Raw genomic sequence first — 16,013 nt, 5'->3', positions numbered from 1 at the left:
GGGTGAGGCAGTCAGGACAAAAGGATCAAAGGCGTCGGCTATCCAAGCGAGGGGACTCTGAGTTTCGGCGCCTGTTTCACAACAGTGCCATGGCCGCCAGCCGCTCGCCGGTCTGGAAACCGTACTACCAGAGCTACCTGGCCAGAGGCCTAAAAGGTACTCAAGCCTTGGTTATCCTGGCACGCAAGCTCGCCAGAGTGATGTTCGCGCTGATGAAAAACCAAAGTGAATACACGCCAAATTCTATGCTTGGGAGTTCCCCCCAAACATAGAATCTCCCACAGGGTGTTGCGTATTACCGGGTTATTGCCCCGGAATATCCTTGCGCAGCTTGACCGGCCCCTTCTGTTTGCGCTTTTTCGCGATGGACGAGCGCATCTTGATGTTGATCGCCTCAACCGCCAGCGAGAACGCCATGGCGAAGTAGACGTAGCCTTTTGGTACGTGCACGTCCAGGGACTCGGCAATCAGCACGGTACCGACGATCAACAGGAACGACAGCGCCAGCATTTTCAGCGACGGGTGCTTTTCAATGAATTCGCTGATTTTGCCCGAGGCGAGCATCATCACCAGCACCGCCACGATGATCGCCGCGACCATGACCGGAACATGGGAGACCATGCCGACAGCGGTAATCACCGAGTCCAGCGAGAACACGATGTCGATGATCGCGATCTGCACGATGGTGTAGAGGAAATTGCCGCCTTTGCCGCCAGGCGTTTCGTTGGTTTCGTCTTCACCTTCCAGCGCGTGGTACATCTCTTGCGAGCTCTTCCACAACAGGAACAGACCACCGAAGAACAGGATCAGGTCACGCCCGGAAATGCCCTGGCCGAACACTTCGAACAGGTCGGTCGTCAGGCGCATGACCCAGGTGATCGACAGCAGTAGCAGGATTCGCGTGATCATGGCCAGCGCCAGACCGAAAATCCGGGTGCGCGCCTGCAGGTGCTTGGGCATGCGGCTGACCAGGATCGAAATCATGATGATGTTATCGATACCCAGGACGATTTCCAGGGCAGTCAGGGTGAAGAAGGCAACCCAGAGTTCAGGGTTGTTCAGCCATTCCATGTGTATTCCTTTGAGCGATTGTTTAAACCACAACGGGCCCGGCTTCTTATCACGAAGCCTGGACCCGAAGTGGCGAGTCTTGGGCTTATAGAGTGCTGAACATCGGGAAAGTCCCCAACAGCAGTGCAGCAACCAGTATGCAGATACAAACCAGCACTGCCCACTTCAGGGTGAAGCGCTGGTGGTCACCGAAGTCGATGCCGGCCAAAGCCACCAACAGGTAAGTCGATGGTACCAGCGGGCTCAACAGGTGGACGGGCTGACCGACGATCGAGGCACGCGCCATTTCCACCGCGGTTATACCGTAATGGCTGGCGGCTTCGGCAAGTACCGGTAACACGCCGTAATAAAATGCATCGTTCGACATGAAGAACGTGAACGGCATGCTCACCAGCGCGGTAATCACCGCCAGGTACGGGCCGAGGAAGTCAGGAATCACCGCCAGCAGGCTTTTCGACATCGCATCGACCATGCCGGTGCCCGACAGGATACCGGTGAAGATGCCCGCAGCAAAGATCAGACCGACCACCGCCAGCACGCTGCCGGCGTGGGCCGCGACGCGCTCTTTCTGCATTTGCAGGCAAGGGTAGTTGACGATCATCGCGATACTGAACGCCACCATGAACAGTACCGGCAACGGCAACAGGCCGGCGATCAGGGTGCACATCAGACCCAGAGTCAAGGCGCCATTGAACCAGATCAGCTTCGGACGACGGGCATCCGGGAACTGCGACACGCTGATTTCGCTGTGGTCGACTTCATCGCCCACCAGGTGCAGTTCACCCAGGCGCGCACGCTCACGTTTGCCGTAGAAGTAGGCAATGGCCAGGATCGCCACCACACCAGCGGCCATGGCCGGGATCATCGGCACGAAGATGTCGGATGGGTCCACGTGCAGTGCACTGGCCGCACGGGCGGTCGGGCCACCCCATGGGGTCATGTTCATCACGCCACCGGCGAGGATGATCAGGCCGGCCATGATCCGCGGGCTCATGCCGATACGGCTGTAGAGCGGCAGCATGGCGGCCACGCAGATCATGTACGTGGTCGCGCCGTCACCATCAAGGGAAACGACGAGCGCCAGCACGGCGGTACCGACCGAAACCTTCAACGGGTCGCCCTTGACCATTTTGAGAATCTTGCGCACGGCCGGGTCAAACAGGCCGGAGTCGATCATCAGGGCGAAGTACAAGATGGCGAACATCAGCATCACACCGGTCGGTGCAAGCTTGGTGATGCCTTCGAGCATCATCGGGCCGATTTTCGGACCGAAGCCGCCGAACAGGGCGAAGATGATTGGAATCAGGATCAGGGCGATCAGCGCGGACAGGCGCTTGGTCATGATCAGGAACATGAACGTGATGACCATGGCGAAGCCAAGGAAAGTCAGCATGGGAATACTCCAGGCGTAGCGCGGCTAGGGAATGGGCGGTCCGGGCGAGATCAGCGCAGAACGGGAAGCACGAGACGTACGGGCGGAGTTGCAGCGAAGTGGCGGATAGAAGAGGACATCAGAATCACCATTGTTGTTGTTAAATGGGCTGTGCGAGCGATAAACGCTGGCATTGGCCGACCGGTCTGTTGCCGGTAGTGAGGGCGATCCTAATCTGGGAAGCTTTCAGCCAGCTTTCGGCGATGAAAGTGTTGGCTGCAAGTACGACCGGTCGTCGGGTCGGGACAGGAGGCGTTACGGCACTGATCACATCTGGAGGAATCAGCATGGTCGACACTCACACCGGCGGCTGCCACTGCGGACAGGTCCGCTATCAGTTCAGCGGGCCACTGCACGACATCGCCCATTGCCATTGCTCGATCTGCCGTCGGGTCAGCGGTGGCATCGTGACGACCTGGATCACCGTGCCCGCGTCGGCCTTTCAGTGGTTGGCCGGTACACCGTCGCAGTACGACTCTTCAGCCACCTGCGCACGATACTTCTGCGGCAATTGTGGGGCGCAATTGGCCTTGATCACTCACCTGAGCCCGGAGAGCATCGACGTCACCATCGCCACCCTCGATCATCCGGAACAGGGGCCGGCCGAGCGGCACATCTGGACCGACAGCCGCTTGCCGTGGCTGCATCTCGACGAACACTTGCCCGGCGAATCCGAAGAAACACTCTGATCAAAAAACAGACAGATTCAGCGGTCGCGTCGCACCCATCCAGATCGCGTGCTCGGTGTGGTCCAGCAGATCGTCGCCCGTGTCCGGGTGCAGGAACACCACCAACCCCTTGCGATTGAGCGCCAGCCACGGCAGCACCTCACCGATCAGTTGCGGACCGAACGCCAGTTGGCAGCTCCAGTCCGGGTGCGGGCCGACCGGGCGCTCGTGTACACGCCCCATCTTCAGCGGGAACAACTGCGCCGCCTGCTCACACAAGGTGCGCGCCTGAACGATCGTATTGGCGTCGAAATATACGTGAGCGTGATAACCCTTGATCTGCTGCATGGAAATCCCTCTGAAGCGAGTCGAACCCTCATCGTTTTCTGCGAGTCACACACCATATACGCAGTAAAGAATGGAGCTCAGCCATGAAAAATGCCGAAACCCCCGTCGTGAAAGTGGTGCTCTATGGTGCCATGAGTAGCCTGGGCAGTGCGCTGATGGCTGAAATGCTGCGCCGCCAGCATGAAGTGATTGCCATCCTCGATAACCTGACCGCGCTCGCACCGCGCCCCGGTTTGCGTACCAAGACCGGCGACCTGTTCGATGCACAACGGGTCAAGCAAAGTGTGGCAGGCAGTTCTGCCGTCGTCTGTCTGCTGGACGCACCAGGTTTGCCGTTCAACAGCGAATCCGTGGAAAAAACCATCGTACCCGGCCCCGTCGAGCAGGTACTCGCGGTGGACGCTTTGATTGACGGCATGCAGGCCGCGGGCATTTCACGGTTATTTCTCGTGGGCGATTTCGGCGTGCTGGACGATCCGGAATTCGAAGACCAACTGCAATTGCACGCCGCCGAAGAAATTCGCGAGGCACTGCAAAGCAGCCCTTTGCATTGGACCTTGGTGAACGCGCCGTGGGCGGTAGCAGGGCTCGGCATCGAACATTTCACCCACGTCAGCAGCAGCCTGGAACCTGGCCTGGCAGAAACCCTGGAGCGTCTGAACCGGGTAGCCGTGGGGATCGCCGATGAATTGCGGCTGAATCTGCACATTGGTGAACATGTGAATTTTGTGGCGGTTACGCAACGTTAAAGATCGTCCGCGCGCTCGGGCGATCTTTAACGTTCAAACAGCAATCGATGGAAATGACAACCCCGCCAACGACTCGGCACTACTGGCCTGCTCTGCCATCAACCAGTCCACGAACTGCTGAATCAATGCCCTGCGCCGTTTGCGCTGGGGCAGTACTACGTAATATCCAAGCCGAGACATCGCCGACTCTGCAATCGGTCGACACAACAACCCTTGCGCCAGCAAGTTATCCACAAGATGCCGCCAGCCGATGGCCACGCCTTGGCCACCGATCGCAGCCTGAATCAGCAAGGTGTAGTTATCGAAGCGCAATTGGCCAGGCGCTGGCGGCGATGTAATGCCCAGCTCGCGGAACACGCCGCTCCAGTCGAACCAGTTGCTGCTGTTCTCACCGCGCAGGTGCAGCAGTGGAAGCTCCAACAAGCACTGGGCAGGCAGGGGCGCTGGGCGATCAATCAACAACTGCGGGCTGCACACCGGAAATACTTCTTCACTGAACAGCCAATGACTTTCGCCTTGCTTGAAACGGCCATCGCCGAACAAGACCGCGACGTCGATATCCGTGCGCAGCATGTTGTGGCTGCGTTCACTGGTCACAAGACTCACGTCCACTTGAGGGTTGGCGGCATGAAAACGGTGCAGGCGCGGCATCAACCAGTAGGCCGCGAAGGCAAAATCGGTCGCGACTTGCAACACCTCATGCTGTTGTTGTGAGCTGATCGCACTCAATCCTGCTTCGATATTCTGCAAACCCAACTGAACTTGTTCGAACAGGATCATTCCGGCCTCCGTCAATTCGATGCCGCGATAAATGCGGTCGAACAACCGAGTTGCCAATTGCTCTTCCAGGCGCTTGATCTGCTGGCTGATGGCGGGCTGGGTAGTCCCAAGCTCATTGGCCGCAGCCGTGAAGCTGCGCTGACGGGCGGCCGCTTCAAAGGCGCGGAGCAAATCCAGAGACAGGTCACCGAGAGCCTCAAACATAAGCTGTGCTTATCCTAGTCATTGCCGCGCATGGGCTTTACCGCAAAAGGCATGGGTTACATCCTCGATCCCAGCACCTTCGCATAAACATCCACTATGGAATGCCGCGATCACATGAAGCGCAAGAACATTCTTTTCATCATGGCCGATCAAATGGCCGCGCCAATGTTGCCGTTTTACGGCCCTTCGCCCATCAAACTGCCTAATTTGAGTCGCCTCGCTGCCGAAGGCGTGGTGTTTGATTCTGCCTATTGCAACAGCCCGTTGTGCGCGCCATCGCGCTTCACCCTGGTCAGCGGCCAGTTGCCGAGCAAAATCGGCGCCTACGACAATGCAGCCGATTTCCCTGCCGATGTACCGACGTATGCCCACTACCTGCGTCGCCTCGGTTACCGCACTGCATTGTCTGGAAAGATGCACTTCTGCGGTCCCGACCAGTTGCACGGCTACGAAGAACGCCTGACCAGCGATATTTACCCGGCCGATTACGGGTGGGTGGTGAACTGGGATGCGCCGGATGTACGTCCGAGCTGGTACCACAACATGTCGTCGGTGCTGCAAGCGGGACCATGCGTGCGCACCAATCAACTGGATTTCGATGAAGAGGTAGTGTTCAAGGCCCAGCAGTATTTGTTCGATCACATTCGCGAGGAGGGCGATCAGCCGTTCTGCCTGACCGTATCGATGACCCACCCACACGACCCGTACACGATTCCCAAGGCCTTTTGGGATCTGTACGACGATGCTGATATCCCGCTGCCTTCAACGCCGGACCCGCATGACCTCGACCCGCATTCCCAGCGTTTGCTCAAGGTCTACGACCTGTGGGAGAAGCCGCTGCCTGTGGATAAGATCCGCGACGCTCGCCGAGCGTATTTCGGCGCGTGCAGCTATATCGACAGCAACGTCGGCAAACTTCTGCAAACCCTCGAAGAAACAGGGTTGATCAAGGACACTATCATCGTCTTTTCGGGCGATCACGGAGACATGCTCGGCGAACGCGGGCTTTGGTACAAAATGCACTGGTTCGAAATGGCCGCCCGGGTGCCCCTGTTGATCAGTGCGCCGGGACAGTTCGGTGCGGGTCGAGTCAGCGCCTCGGTATCCACTGCCGACTTGCTGCCAACCTTCGTCGAACTGGCGGGCGGCTCGCTGGAGCCTGACTTGCCACTCGATGGACGCTCACTCGTTGCGCACCTGCAAGGGCAGGGCGGTCACGACGAAGTGTTCGGCGAATACATGGCCGAAGGCACGATCAGCCCGCTGATGATGATCCGCCGTGGCGCCTACAAGTTCATCTACAGCGAAGACGACCCTTGCCTGCTTTTCGATGTACAAAATGACCCGCGTGAAATTGAAGAACTCAGCCAATCGCCACAACATCGCCAACTTTTCGAAGATTTTCTCACCGAAGCGCGGGCCAAGTGGGACATCCCGACGATCCACCAACAAGTACTCGCGAGCCAGCGGCGCCGGCGTTTCGTGGCCGACGCCCTGACCATCGGCAAGCTGAAGAGCTGGGATCACCAGCCCCAGGTGGACGCCAGTCAGCAATACATGCGCAACCATATCGACCTCGACGATCTGGAACGCAAAGCCCGTTATCCACAACCCTGCCAAAACCAATAACGTTAAGGGGAAGTCCATGCAAAGGTTATCCACAGTACTGACGGTAGGGCTCCTGGCCTTGGGCAGTGCATCGGCATTCGCCGATCAGGGTTGCGAGACGGTGAAGATGGCCGATCCGGGCTGGAGCGACATCGCCGCGACCAACGCCATCACCGGGTTTCTGCTGGACGGCATGGGCTACAAGGCCAAGGTTGACACTCTTGCGGTGCCGATCACCTTTGGCGGGTTGAAGGACGGCCAGGTTGATGTGTTCCTCGGTAACTGGATGCCGGCACAGCAGGGTTTCTACGACAAGTTCGTGGCGAGCGGCGACGTCACGCAACTGGCGAAAAACCTCGATGGCACAGAATTCACCCTCGCCGTCCCGGATTACGTGTGGGATGCGGGTGTGCATAGCTTTGCCGACCTGAACAAGTACGCGGATAAATTCGACAAGAAAATCTACGGCATCGGCTCCGGCGCGCCGGCGAACCTCTCTCTGCAAGAGATCATCAAGAACAACGATTTCGACATGGGCCAGTGGAAACTGGTCGAATCCAGCGAGCAGGCGATGCTGGCGGAAGTGTCCCGAGCGGTGAAAAAACAGAAGTTCGTGACCTTCCTCGGCTGGACTCCGCACCCGATGAACGTGCAGCTGAAAATGCATTATCTGAAGGGTGGCGAGAAATACTTCGGCGACACCGGCAGCGTCTACACCCTGACCCGCAAGGGTTACGCACAGGCCTGTCCGAATGTCGGCAAGTTGCTGACCAACCTGAGTTTCACTCAGGAAATGGAGAACAGCATCATGGCCGAGGTGGTGAACAAGAAAGTCAGCAACGCAGCTGCCGCAAAGGCATGGATCAAGGCCAATCCGGCGGTGCTGGATAAGTGGCTCGACGGGGTGAAAACCGCAGATGGCAAGGATGCGTTGCCAGCGGTCAAAGCCAAACTTTAGGGGTCAAGGACGCCATCACTAGCAGGCTCGCTTCTACAGGTCGGCGTGCTCCCTGTGGGAGCGAGCCTGCGCGCGATTCGATTTCACCCTTGCGCCATTGCGCCCGACATACCACCCTGACGCATTTGCAGTCATTCACCGAGAGGCTCCATGGCCCTGCCCAGCCGCCATTCACTCTTTCCCTTCCTCACTTGGTTGCCCCGGCAAACCCGCACCAGCGTTGGGCGTGACCTGATCGTCGGCCTCAGCGGTGCGATTCTCGCGTTACCACAATCCATTGCCTACGCCTTGATCGCCGGCCTCCCACCGGAATACGGCTTGTACGCCGCAATCATCCCGGTATTGATCGCCTGTCTGTGGGGCTCGTCGTGGCATTTAATCTGCGGTCCTACGGCGGCGATCTCCATTGTCCTGTACGCCAGCGTCAGTCCTCTGGCAGTTCCGACCTCACAGGACTACGTCACGCTGATCCTGCTACTGACATTCCTGGCCGGCGTTTTCCAATGGTTGCTGGGGCTGCTGCGCTTTGGCGCACTGGTCAATTTCGTTTCGCATTCGGTGGTGCTCGGTTTCACCCTGGGTGCAGCAGTGGTGATTGCCATCGGCCAATTGCCCAACCTCCTGGGGCTGGACTTGCCCAACCAGGCCACCGCGCTGGACAGCCTTATCCTGCTGTGCAAACACCTCGGCGAAGTCGACAAACCCTCGCTGGCTCTGGGGTTGGCGACGGTGATCGTGGGAGTGCTCCTGAAACTGTGGTTGCCGCGCTGGCCGACGCTGCTGATTACTTTGGTGCTGGGTGGATTGCTGGTCTGGCTCTGGCCGTCGAAACTGGGTCATGTGCAACTGGTCAGCGCCTTCACCGGCAAGCTACCGCCCTTCAGCCCGTTGCCACTGGACCTCGACCTGATCCTGCGCCTGCTGCCAAGTGCCGTGGCGGTGGGCATGCTGGGGTTGGTGACCAGCCTGTCGATTGCCCGTTCGATCTCCGCACGTTCTCAGCAGATACTCGACGCCAACCAGGAAGTCCGCGCCCAAGGCTTATCCAACATCGTCGGTGCGTTTTTTTCCGGATCGCTGTCAGCCGGCTCTTTCACCCGCTCGGGCTTGAGCTACGAAGCAGGAGCCTGCTCACCATTGGCGGGGATTTTTTCGGCGCTGTGGGTGGCGTTGTTTGCGATCTTTGGCGCCCAATTGATCGCGCATATCCCGATCCCGGCCATGGCCGGCAGCATTCTGTTGATCGCTTGGGGCCTGGTCGATCATCGCGGCATCCGCGCGTTATTGCGGGTCAGCCGCGCCGAGTTCATGGTGATGGTGCTCACCTGTCTCGCCACGTTGCTTTTGGAGTTGCAGACAGCCATTTACGCCGGCGTACTGGCGTCGCTGTTCGTCTACCTCAAGCGCACCTCACAACCGCGGGTGCAGCATTGGCGCGATGGCGAGGAAGACATCCTGCGGGTTGGCGGCTCGATCTTTTTCGGTGCCAGCCACTACCTGCAAGTTCGCCTGCAACGCATGCACGGCACGCGGGTGGTGATCGAGGCGCAGCAGATCAACTTCATCGATTATTCCGGCGTGGAAATGCTGCATCAGGAAGCGCGGCGATTGCTGCGCCAGGATCGCAGCCTGACCTTGCGCCGGGCGCGGCCGCAAGTGGTGGAAGAACTGAGAAAGCTGGAGGGCGCAGAGAAATGCCCGATCCGGTTTGAGGATTGAAAAGATCGCAGCCTGCGGCAGCTCCTACAGGATGGATGCAAATCCTGTGTAGGAGCTGCCGAAGGCTGCGATCTTTTGACGTTAAAGGGCCAACTGCCGGCGAAGTTCAGCCAACACCGGTGCCGTGTCCGGACGCATGCCGCGCCACAGGAAAAATGCTTCCGCCGCTTGCTCGGCGAGCATCCCCAGCCCATCCATCGCCACCGCAGCGCCATGTTCGCTGGCCCAACGGCAGAACGAGGTCGGGTCTTTTCCGTACATCATGTCGTAGCAAACGGTCTTGCCCGGTTCGATGAGGCTGCTGGCAATCGGCGGCACGTCGCCGGACAGGCTCGCGGACGTCGCGTTGATGATCACGTCCACCGACTCGCGCAACCAGTCAAAACCACTGGCCGATACCGGCCCCAGATCGGCGAACAGCTCGGCCAGCAACTCGGCTTTTTCCACCGTGCGGTTAGCGATGATCACCGATGCCGGCTGTTCGGCCAGCAACGGCTCCAATGCACCGCGCACCGCCCCACCAGCACCCAGCAACAGGATACGTTTGCCCTTGAGGCTCAGACCCAGGTTGACCGTCAGGTCCCGAACCAGCCCGGCACCATCGGTGTTGTCGCCCAACAGGCTGCCGTCCGCCAGTTTGCTCAGGGTATTCACCGCGCCGGCCCGCTGCGCCCGGGCGGTCAGGGCGTTGGCCAATCGATAGGCCTCTTCCTTGAACGGTACGGTCACATTCGCCCCGCGACCTTCGAGGAAAAAGGTGCGGGCGCAGGTGGAAAAGTCATCCAGTGGCGCCAGCAACGTGTTGTAGTCGAGTTTTTGCGCGGTTTGTTCGGCGAACAGGCGATGGATCAGCGGCGACTTGCTGTGGCCAATCGGGTTACCGAATACGACATAACGGTCCATCTACACACCCTCACCCGTAGGAGCTGCCGAAGGCTGCGATCTTGTTGGCAGCCCCGACGACGTAAGCCAAAACCTAAAAATCAGCCCTTGGCCAACCAATCGCGGTCTTGCAGGAAGTACTCGGTCAGGCGCGCTTCTTCGCTGCCAGGCTCGGCCTTCCAGTCATAACCCCAACGCACTTGCGGTGGCAGGGACATCAGGATCGACTCGGTACGCCCGCCCGATTGCAGGCCGAACAGCGTGCCGCGGTCGTAAACCAGGTTGAACTCGACATAGCGCCCACGACGGAATTCCTGAAACTCGCGCTGTTTTGCAGTGAACGCATCATTTTTACGGCGTTGCACGATCGGCAGGTAGGCGTCGATGTACGCATCGCCGATGGCACGCATGAAGGCGAAACTGGTGTCGAAGTCCCACTCGTTCAGGTCATCGAAAAACAGCCCGCCGATGCCGCGCGGTTCGTGGCGATGCTTGATGTGGAAGTAGCTGTCGCACCAGGCCTTGTAACGCGGATAGACATCCACACCGAATGGTGCGCAAGCCTGCTCGGCGATACGGTGCCAATGGATGCAGTCTTCTTCATTGCCATAGTACGGCGTCAGGTCGAAACCACCCCCGAACCACCAGACGGGCTCTTCACCTTCTTTTTCTGCAATGAAAAAACGCACGTTAGCGTGGGACGTCGGGACATGCGGGTTATGCGGATGAATCACCAGCGACACGCCCAGGGCCTCAAAGCCACGCCCAGCCAGTTCCGGGCGGTGGGCGCTGGCGGACGGTGGGAGACCGCTGCCGAAGACGTGGGAAAAGTTGACGCCGCCCTTTTCAATCACCGCGCCGTTTTCTATCACACGAGTGCGACCGCCACCGCCAGCAGGCCGGGTCCAGGCATCTTCAACGAAGCGCGTGCCACCGTCTTCGGCTTCCAGGGCAGCACAAATACGGTCTTGCAGGTCGAGCAGATAGGCCTTTACGGCCTCGGTGCGGGTCGTCATGTCATCACCTTGAATCGGGCAAAGCTACGCGGCGCTCCACTGGAGCTCGGCCTGCGCAAATGGGCGCGTAGCATAACACCGCAAGTTCCCCCTTCGCAGTTGACGAAGATCAAGCTTAGGAGTCCGATAGGGAGCTTGGTAAAACGACCTCAGGAGAGAGCAGATGGCAAAGCGTATCCAGTTCCGTGCCCATGGCGGTCCCGAAGTGCTCGAGTATGTGGATTACCAGCCTGCCGAGCCAGGTCCGAAGGAAGTGCGCGTGGCCAACAAGGCCATCGGTCTGAACTTCATCGACACCTATTACCGCAGCGGACTCTACCCGCCGCCATCCCTGCCATCGGGTTTGGGCTCGGAAGGCGCGGGTGTGGTCGATGCGATAGGCAGCGACGTGACCCGGTTCAAGGTCGGTGACCGCGTGGCCTACGGCAGCGGCCCGTTGGGCGCCTACAGCGAAGTTCACGTGTTGCCCGAGGCGAATCTGGTGAAACTGCCGGAGGCCATCAGTTTCGAACAAGCGGCGGGTGTGATGCTCAAGGGCCTGACGGTGCAATACCTGCTGCGTCAGACTTATGAACTCAAGGGTGGCGACACCATCCTGTTCCACGCGGCGGCCGGTGGTGTCGGCTCCCTGGCCTGCCAGTGGGCCAAGGCGTTGGGCGTGAAGCTGATCGGCACGGTGAGCTCGGCGCAGAAGGCCGCATTGGCCAAGGCTAACGGTGCTTGGGCGACCATCGACTACAGCCACGAAAACGTTGCACAACGTGTACTGGAATTGACCGACGGAAAGAAAGTCCCGGTGGTGTACGACGGTGTTGGCAAGGACACGTGGCTGACGTCGCTCGACAGCGTCGCGCCGCGAGGGCTGGTGGTGAGCTTCGGTAATGCTTCCGGCGCGGTAGACGGGGTGAACCTGGGGATTCTGGCGGGGAAGGGTTCGCTGTATGTAACCCGGCCTACCTTGGCCACTTATGCGAACAACGCCGAGAATCTGCAGCGCATGGCGGATGAATTGTTCGAGATGATCATCAGCGGCAAGTTGAAGGTGGATATCAGCCAGACGTATTCACTGGCGGATGCGGCGAAGGCGCAGACCGAGTTGTCAGCGCGACGTACGACCGGTTCGGTTGTTTTGCTGCCCTGACGGACGCCATCGCTAGCACGCTAGCCCCACATTGGATCTGTGGTGTTCACAAAACCAGCGTGGGAGCTAGCCTGCTAGCGATGGGCGCACCTCGGTCTTAATCCGGGCGCACAACGTGCCCGGTCGCCAGATCGCGAATCACACTCGGGTTCTTGCGCCCGCCCAGCATTCCGCCAAGCACCAGATCCACCTGACCACGAAAATACTGCTCGACGCGAATCCTCGTACGCGCCGCCGGACGCCCCTGCGGGTTGGCCGATGTCGACACCAACGGCCCGACCAGCGCACACAAATCCCGGATTTGAGGGTGATCGCTGACCCGCAGCGCCACCGTTTCATGCACGCCGGTGATCCAAGGCGGCAGCAGGTTCTGGTGCGGCACCAGCCAGGTGTTTGGCCCTGGCCAAGTGCTGGCCATGCGATCCATCCACAGCTCGGGGAAGTCTTCGAACAGGAAGTCGAACTGACGGATATTATCGGCGACCAGAATCAGCCCCTTGTCCACGGAGCGACCCTTAATCTCCAGCAATCGCTCCACCGCATCGAGGTCCCAGGGGTCGCAACCCAGACCCCAGACTGCTTCGGTTGGGTAGGCAATCACCGCCCCAGCGCGAACTGCTTGCGCGGCTTGTTGCACACGCCAACTGTTGACCATGAAAAACTCTCCAGAATAAGGCTCTGCGCAGTTTACCGATCTTGTTTATAAAACCTAGCTCACCCGTGCAAACCAGCGCCCGTTTTCACACACCGCACGCCCGTCCATTTCCAGCTCCGTCAACGCCGCCAGCACTTTCGGCAAGGCCCAACCACTGGCGTCGACCAGCGCTTCACTGGTCAGGGGCGCCGCATGCAATAACAGTAACAGCGGATCAGTCGTCGTAACCTCGCTTGTCTCTGTGAACAATGGTTGTTGCTGCCAGCCACGCAATGCTTCAAGGATGTGTTCGATGGTTTCAACCAAGACCGCGCCATCGCGGATCAACTGATGACAGCCACGGGCGCCGGGATGATGGATGGACCCGGGAATCGCAAACACCTCGCGTCCTTGTTCCGCCGCCAGCCTCGCAGTAATCAGCGAACCGCTGGCGACACTGGCCTCAACCACCAGAACACCGAGGGATAAACCGCTGATGATCCGGTTGCGTCGAGGGAAGTTACCGGCGCTTGGGCCGGTATCCAGCGCAAACTCTGAAAGCACTGCGCTGCCCGAGGCGATCATGGCGTCTGCCAGGCGCCGATTGCGCTGTGGATAAAACTTCTCAAGACCCGTGCCAAGCACACCGACCGTTTGCCCGCCGATATCGATCGCGGCCTGGTGTGCAGCGGCATCGACGCCCAGTGCCAGACCGCTGGTGATAACAAAGCCGGCGCCGGCGAGGCTGCGGGAAAACGCGCTGGCGGTGTCCATGCCCGGTCGCGATGCTCGTCGGCTGCCGACCATGGCCAGCTGCGGTTTTTCCAGAATGCCCGGATCGCCTGCGACGAATAACAGTGGTGGCGCATCGCTGATCTGCGCCAGCATCGCCGGGTAGTCCGGCTGGTCCCACATCAGCAAATGCTGGCCCGGACGCTCCAGCCAAGCCAATGCATGGCTGGCGCCATCACGAATTTCAGCACTACGCCTGGCCTCAGAACAAGCCATCGGCAAACCCAACGCACGCCAGGCACTGGCGGGCGCGCTGATGGCTTTGGATGCCGAACCGAAGGCCTCAAGCAACTTCTTGAAGCGCGCCGGACCGAGCTCCGGTAAACGGTGCAAACGCAAACGAGCTTCCAGTTCCGCAGGGGAAACCGGTGTGACAGGAGACAGCGACATGGATCATCCTTGATCGATTTGAGTTCCCGTCGATGCGGGAACAAGCTGTGGATAACTCTGTTGGTAACTTGTGAACCAAGCTTACGGATTTCGCACTTTGTCCATCACCGCCAGCGAGCGCGAAGCGTCAAGCACCAGCCCGTAACTGAGCTTGTCGTAGGTACGGAAAACCATCAGCAGACCAGCGCGTTCATCAGGAATTTTCAGCGGTTGACCCGTGATCCGGTCGCGCACGGTTTCACCGGTTTTCATGACTTCCAACACGTTGCCCTCGACCAAGCCATCGCGCTGCCCCTTGTTCAGCGTGACCACGTCCATCGCGCCGATTTGCGTCACACCGCGAGGCACATCAATGATCAAGCCAACAATCGGGGTACCGGGTGAACTGGGCTTGAACGCCGAATGGATCGAACGCTCCTCGCCGCTGAACAATCGATCGCCCACACGCACTTCCTGGGTGGTGCGTTGCAGGTCGAGCGTAGCCACCTCGCCTTCGATAGCTATCACCTCGCCACCACCGATGTCATCGGCATTGATGCCCAGAACCTCTTGGCTCTGCGGGTCGGCGTAAACCTTGCCCTGGCGGAAGATACCGTATACCGGTTGCGCGGGGTCGAAGTGGCCCCGAGCAAAGATTCGGTCGCCACTGCCGCTGAGCACGCGCTCGGCATCGCCGGCGACAATGTAGGGTGCCTTGTCGAAATCCTCGGCCTTGTCGACGATGCGGTTGCTTAACAAAAAGCTGTTGATCGATTTCAGCGCAACGCTCGGGAGGGCCTCGGTCTGCGGGCTGACACGCACCTGGGGCGACAACTTTATGGTGGGAATGTCTTGCCCGGGCAGCGCTTGCCCATGCGCGAAACCGCCCGAGACCAGAAGCAGCAGGGCGAGTAGTGATTTCCTCATGCGGTGAATCCCTTTATTATGTGCGTTCACGTGAAACGCCTGAGCCCAGCTGCTCGCTCCCGGCTTGCTTGTCAAAACTTGCTTGTCATCAGAAGGGAGCTACGTTTTACAACGGTAGCCTGCATTTCTTCGGACCCGCCAGGCCATCGACCCGACCTTACTTCACACGTGCAGTCATCAAGATTATGGCCATTTTAAACATCCTCGAATTTCCTGATCCGCGTCTGCGCACTATCGCCAAACCTGTGGCCGTAGTGGACGACGAAGTGCGTCAGTTGGTCGACGATATGTTTGAAACAATGTATGAAGCGCCAGGCATCGGCCTCGCCGCGACCCAGGTCAACGTGCACAAACGCATCGTCGTCATGGACCTCTCCGAAGACCGCACCGAACCTCGGGTGTTGATCAACCCTGAGTTCGAGTCCCTGACCGAGGAGATGGAGCAATACCAGGAAGGCTGTCTTTCGGTACCGGGCTTCTATGAAAACGTCGATCGCCCGCAAAGGATCAAGGTCAAGGCTCTGGACCGTGACGGCCAACCTTACGAACTGATCGCCGAAGGCCTGCTCGCCGTGTGCATCCAGCACGAATGCGACCACCTCAACGGCAAATTGTTCGTCGACTATCTGTCCACGCTCAAACGCGACCGCATCAAGAAGAAGCTGGAAAAACAGCATCGCCAAAACGCTTGATGCCCTCCTTCAAAGGCTTGCTG

At 59.2% G+C, this 16,013-nt stretch carries 16 protein-coding genes and 1 pseudogene; 8 read left to right on the top strand and 9 right to left on the bottom strand.

Features of this window, described 5'->3' with window-relative positions:
• Positions 1–272: transposase (locus AD668_RS29285; RefSeq protein ID WP_156322401.1), on the top strand; the 272-nt coding region annotated here is incomplete at its 5' end.
• Positions 273–303: 31 nt separating this feature from the next.
• Here AD668_RS29285 and AD668_RS27245 read toward each other — a convergent pair.
• Both AD668_RS27245 and AD668_RS27240 read right to left on the bottom strand, forming a co-directional pair.
• Complete coding sequence (locus AD668_RS27245; protein ID WP_053164117.1) at positions 304–1,071, bottom strand: TerC family protein; 768 nt, start codon at positions 1,069–1,071, stop codon at positions 304–306.
• 85 nt (positions 1,072–1,156) lie between these two features.
• The gene (locus tag AD668_RS27240) at positions 1,157–2,464 is read right to left on the bottom strand and encodes a CitMHS family transporter (protein ID WP_053164115.1); all 1,308 of its coding nucleotides are present in this window, start codon (positions 2,462–2,464) and stop codon (positions 1,157–1,159) included.
• 326 nt (positions 2,465–2,790) lie between these two features.
• Here AD668_RS27240 and AD668_RS27235 point away from each other — a divergent pair, with 326 nt between their 5' ends.
• A complete protein-coding gene (locus AD668_RS27235; RefSeq protein ID WP_053164114.1) occupies positions 2,791–3,192 on the top strand; it encodes a GFA family protein in 402 nt (133 codons plus the stop codon).
• Here the strand turns inward: AD668_RS27235 and AD668_RS27230 are convergent, their stop codons facing one another.
• Positions 3,193–3,519 carry a DOPA 4,5-dioxygenase family protein gene (locus AD668_RS27230; RefSeq protein WP_053164113.1) on the bottom strand — a complete coding sequence of 109 codons (327 nt, stop codon included), beginning with the start codon at positions 3,517–3,519 and terminating at the stop codon, positions 3,193–3,195.
• Between the two features lie 83 nt (positions 3,520–3,602).
• On the opposite strand from AD668_RS27230, the gene AD668_RS27225 reads away from it, so the two are divergent.
• Entirely contained in the window at positions 3,603–4,268 is a 666-nt protein-coding gene (locus AD668_RS27225; RefSeq protein WP_053164110.1) for an NAD(P)-dependent oxidoreductase, read from the top strand.
• A gap of 33 nt (positions 4,269–4,301) precedes the next feature.
• Here AD668_RS27225 and AD668_RS27220 read toward each other — a convergent pair whose 3' ends face one another.
• A complete protein-coding gene (locus AD668_RS27220) occupies positions 4,302–5,252 on the bottom strand; it encodes a LysR family transcriptional regulator (RefSeq protein ID WP_053164108.1) in 951 nt (316 codons plus the stop codon).
• 114 nt (positions 5,253–5,366) lie between these two features.
• Here AD668_RS27220 and betC point away from each other — a divergent pair, with 114 nt between their 5' ends.
• The 3 genes from betC (at position 5,367) to AD668_RS27205 (ending at position 9,537) form a co-directional block, all read left to right on the top strand.
• On the top strand, positions 5,367–6,881 hold the full coding sequence (gene betC / locus AD668_RS27215) for a choline-sulfatase (RefSeq protein WP_053164106.1): 1,515 nt from the start codon (positions 5,367–5,369) through the stop codon (positions 6,879–6,881).
• 16 nt (positions 6,882–6,897) lie between these two features.
• Positions 6,898–7,818 (top strand): choline ABC transporter substrate-binding protein, encoded by a 921-nt coding sequence (gene choX, locus AD668_RS27210; RefSeq protein WP_053164104.1) that lies wholly within the window; start codon positions 6,898–6,900, stop codon positions 7,816–7,818.
• Between the two features lie 150 nt (positions 7,819–7,968).
• Positions 7,969–9,537: a SulP family inorganic anion transporter gene (locus AD668_RS27205; RefSeq protein WP_053164102.1), complete on the top strand. Its 1,569-nt coding sequence runs from the start codon at positions 7,969–7,971 to the stop codon at positions 9,535–9,537.
• A gap of 81 nt (positions 9,538–9,618) precedes the next feature.
• Here the strand turns inward: AD668_RS27205 and aroE are convergent, their stop codons facing one another.
• Positions 9,619–10,440, bottom strand: coding sequence for a shikimate dehydrogenase (gene aroE / locus AD668_RS27200; protein WP_053164100.1), 822 nt, complete (start codon positions 10,438–10,440; stop codon positions 9,619–9,621).
• Between the two features lie 80 nt (positions 10,441–10,520).
• Positions 10,521–11,435, bottom strand: a complete 915-nt coding sequence (gene hemF, locus AD668_RS27195; RefSeq protein ID WP_053164098.1) for an oxygen-dependent coproporphyrinogen oxidase — start codon at positions 11,433–11,435, stop codon at positions 10,521–10,523.
• 163 nt (positions 11,436–11,598) lie between these two features.
• On the opposite strand from hemF, the gene AD668_RS27190 reads away from it, so the two are divergent.
• Positions 11,599–12,576, top strand: coding sequence for an NADPH:quinone reductase (locus tag AD668_RS27190; RefSeq protein ID WP_053164097.1), 978 nt, complete (start codon positions 11,599–11,601; stop codon positions 12,574–12,576).
• Between the two features lie 97 nt (positions 12,577–12,673).
• Here the strand turns inward: AD668_RS27190 and AD668_RS27185 are convergent, their stop codons facing one another.
• From AD668_RS27185 to AD668_RS27175, 3 genes and pseudogenes are all read right to left on the bottom strand, one after another.
• On the bottom strand, positions 12,674–13,231 hold the full coding sequence (locus AD668_RS27185; RefSeq protein WP_053164096.1) for an L-threonylcarbamoyladenylate synthase: 558 nt from the start codon (positions 13,229–13,231) through the stop codon (positions 12,674–12,676).
• Between the two features lie 54 nt (positions 13,232–13,285).
• A complete protein-coding gene (gene dprA / locus AD668_RS27180; protein WP_053164094.1) occupies positions 13,286–14,392 on the bottom strand; it encodes a DNA-processing protein DprA in 1,107 nt (368 codons plus the stop codon).
• 81 nt (positions 14,393–14,473) lie between these two features.
• Positions 14,474–15,229 (bottom strand): annotated as a pseudogene (locus AD668_RS27175) (peptidoglycan-binding protein); the annotation flags it as partial.
• 254 nt (positions 15,230–15,483) lie between these two features.
• Between AD668_RS27175 and def the strand changes: the two are divergent.
• A complete protein-coding gene (def, locus tag AD668_RS27170) occupies positions 15,484–15,990 on the top strand; it encodes a peptide deformylase (protein WP_053164090.1) in 507 nt (168 codons plus the stop codon).
• Positions 15,991–16,013: the final 23 nt, after the last annotated feature.

Source organism: Pseudomonas sp. P1.8 (assembly GCF_001269805.1).
Lineage (GTDB): Bacteria > Pseudomonadota > Gammaproteobacteria > Pseudomonadales > Pseudomonadaceae > Aquipseudomonas.
This window is presented reverse-complemented; position numbering and strand designations above follow the sequence as displayed.

Coding starts and splice junctions, on each gene's coding strand:
- AD668_RS27245 (WP_053164117.1), bottom strand. CDS start 1,071: ATGGAATGGCTGAACAACCCTGAACTCTGGGTTGCCTTCTTCACCCTG.
- AD668_RS27240 (WP_053164115.1), bottom strand. CDS start 2,464: ATGCTGACTTTCCTTGGCTTCGCCATGGTCATCACGTTCATGTTCCTG.
- AD668_RS27235 (WP_053164114.1), top strand. CDS start 2,791: ATGGTCGACACTCACACCGGCGGCTGCCACTGCGGACAGGTCCGCTAT.
- AD668_RS27230 (WP_053164113.1), bottom strand. CDS start 3,519: ATGCAGCAGATCAAGGGTTATCACGCTCACGTATATTTCGACGCCAAT.
- AD668_RS27225 (WP_053164110.1), top strand. CDS start 3,603: ATGAAAAATGCCGAAACCCCCGTCGTGAAAGTGGTGCTCTATGGTGCC.
- AD668_RS27220 (WP_053164108.1), bottom strand. CDS start 5,252: ATGTTTGAGGCTCTCGGTGACCTGTCTCTGGATTTGCTCCGCGCCTTT.
- betC (WP_053164106.1), top strand. CDS start 5,367: ATGAAGCGCAAGAACATTCTTTTCATCATGGCCGATCAAATGGCCGCG.
- choX (WP_053164104.1), top strand. CDS start 6,898: ATGCAAAGGTTATCCACAGTACTGACGGTAGGGCTCCTGGCCTTGGGC.
- AD668_RS27205 (WP_053164102.1), top strand. CDS start 7,969: ATGGCCCTGCCCAGCCGCCATTCACTCTTTCCCTTCCTCACTTGGTTG.
- aroE (WP_053164100.1), bottom strand. CDS start 10,440: ATGGACCGTTATGTCGTATTCGGTAACCCGATTGGCCACAGCAAGTCG.
- hemF (WP_053164098.1), bottom strand. CDS start 11,435: ATGACGACCCGCACCGAGGCCGTAAAGGCCTATCTGCTCGACCTGCAA.
- AD668_RS27190 (WP_053164097.1), top strand. CDS start 11,599: ATGGCAAAGCGTATCCAGTTCCGTGCCCATGGCGGTCCCGAAGTGCTC.
- AD668_RS27185 (WP_053164096.1), bottom strand. CDS start 13,231: ATGGTCAACAGTTGGCGTGTGCAACAAGCCGCGCAAGCAGTTCGCGCT.
- dprA (WP_053164094.1), bottom strand. CDS start 14,392: ATGTCGCTGTCTCCTGTCACACCGGTTTCCCCTGCGGAACTGGAAGCT.
- def (WP_053164090.1), top strand. CDS start 15,484: ATGGCCATTTTAAACATCCTCGAATTTCCTGATCCGCGTCTGCGCACT.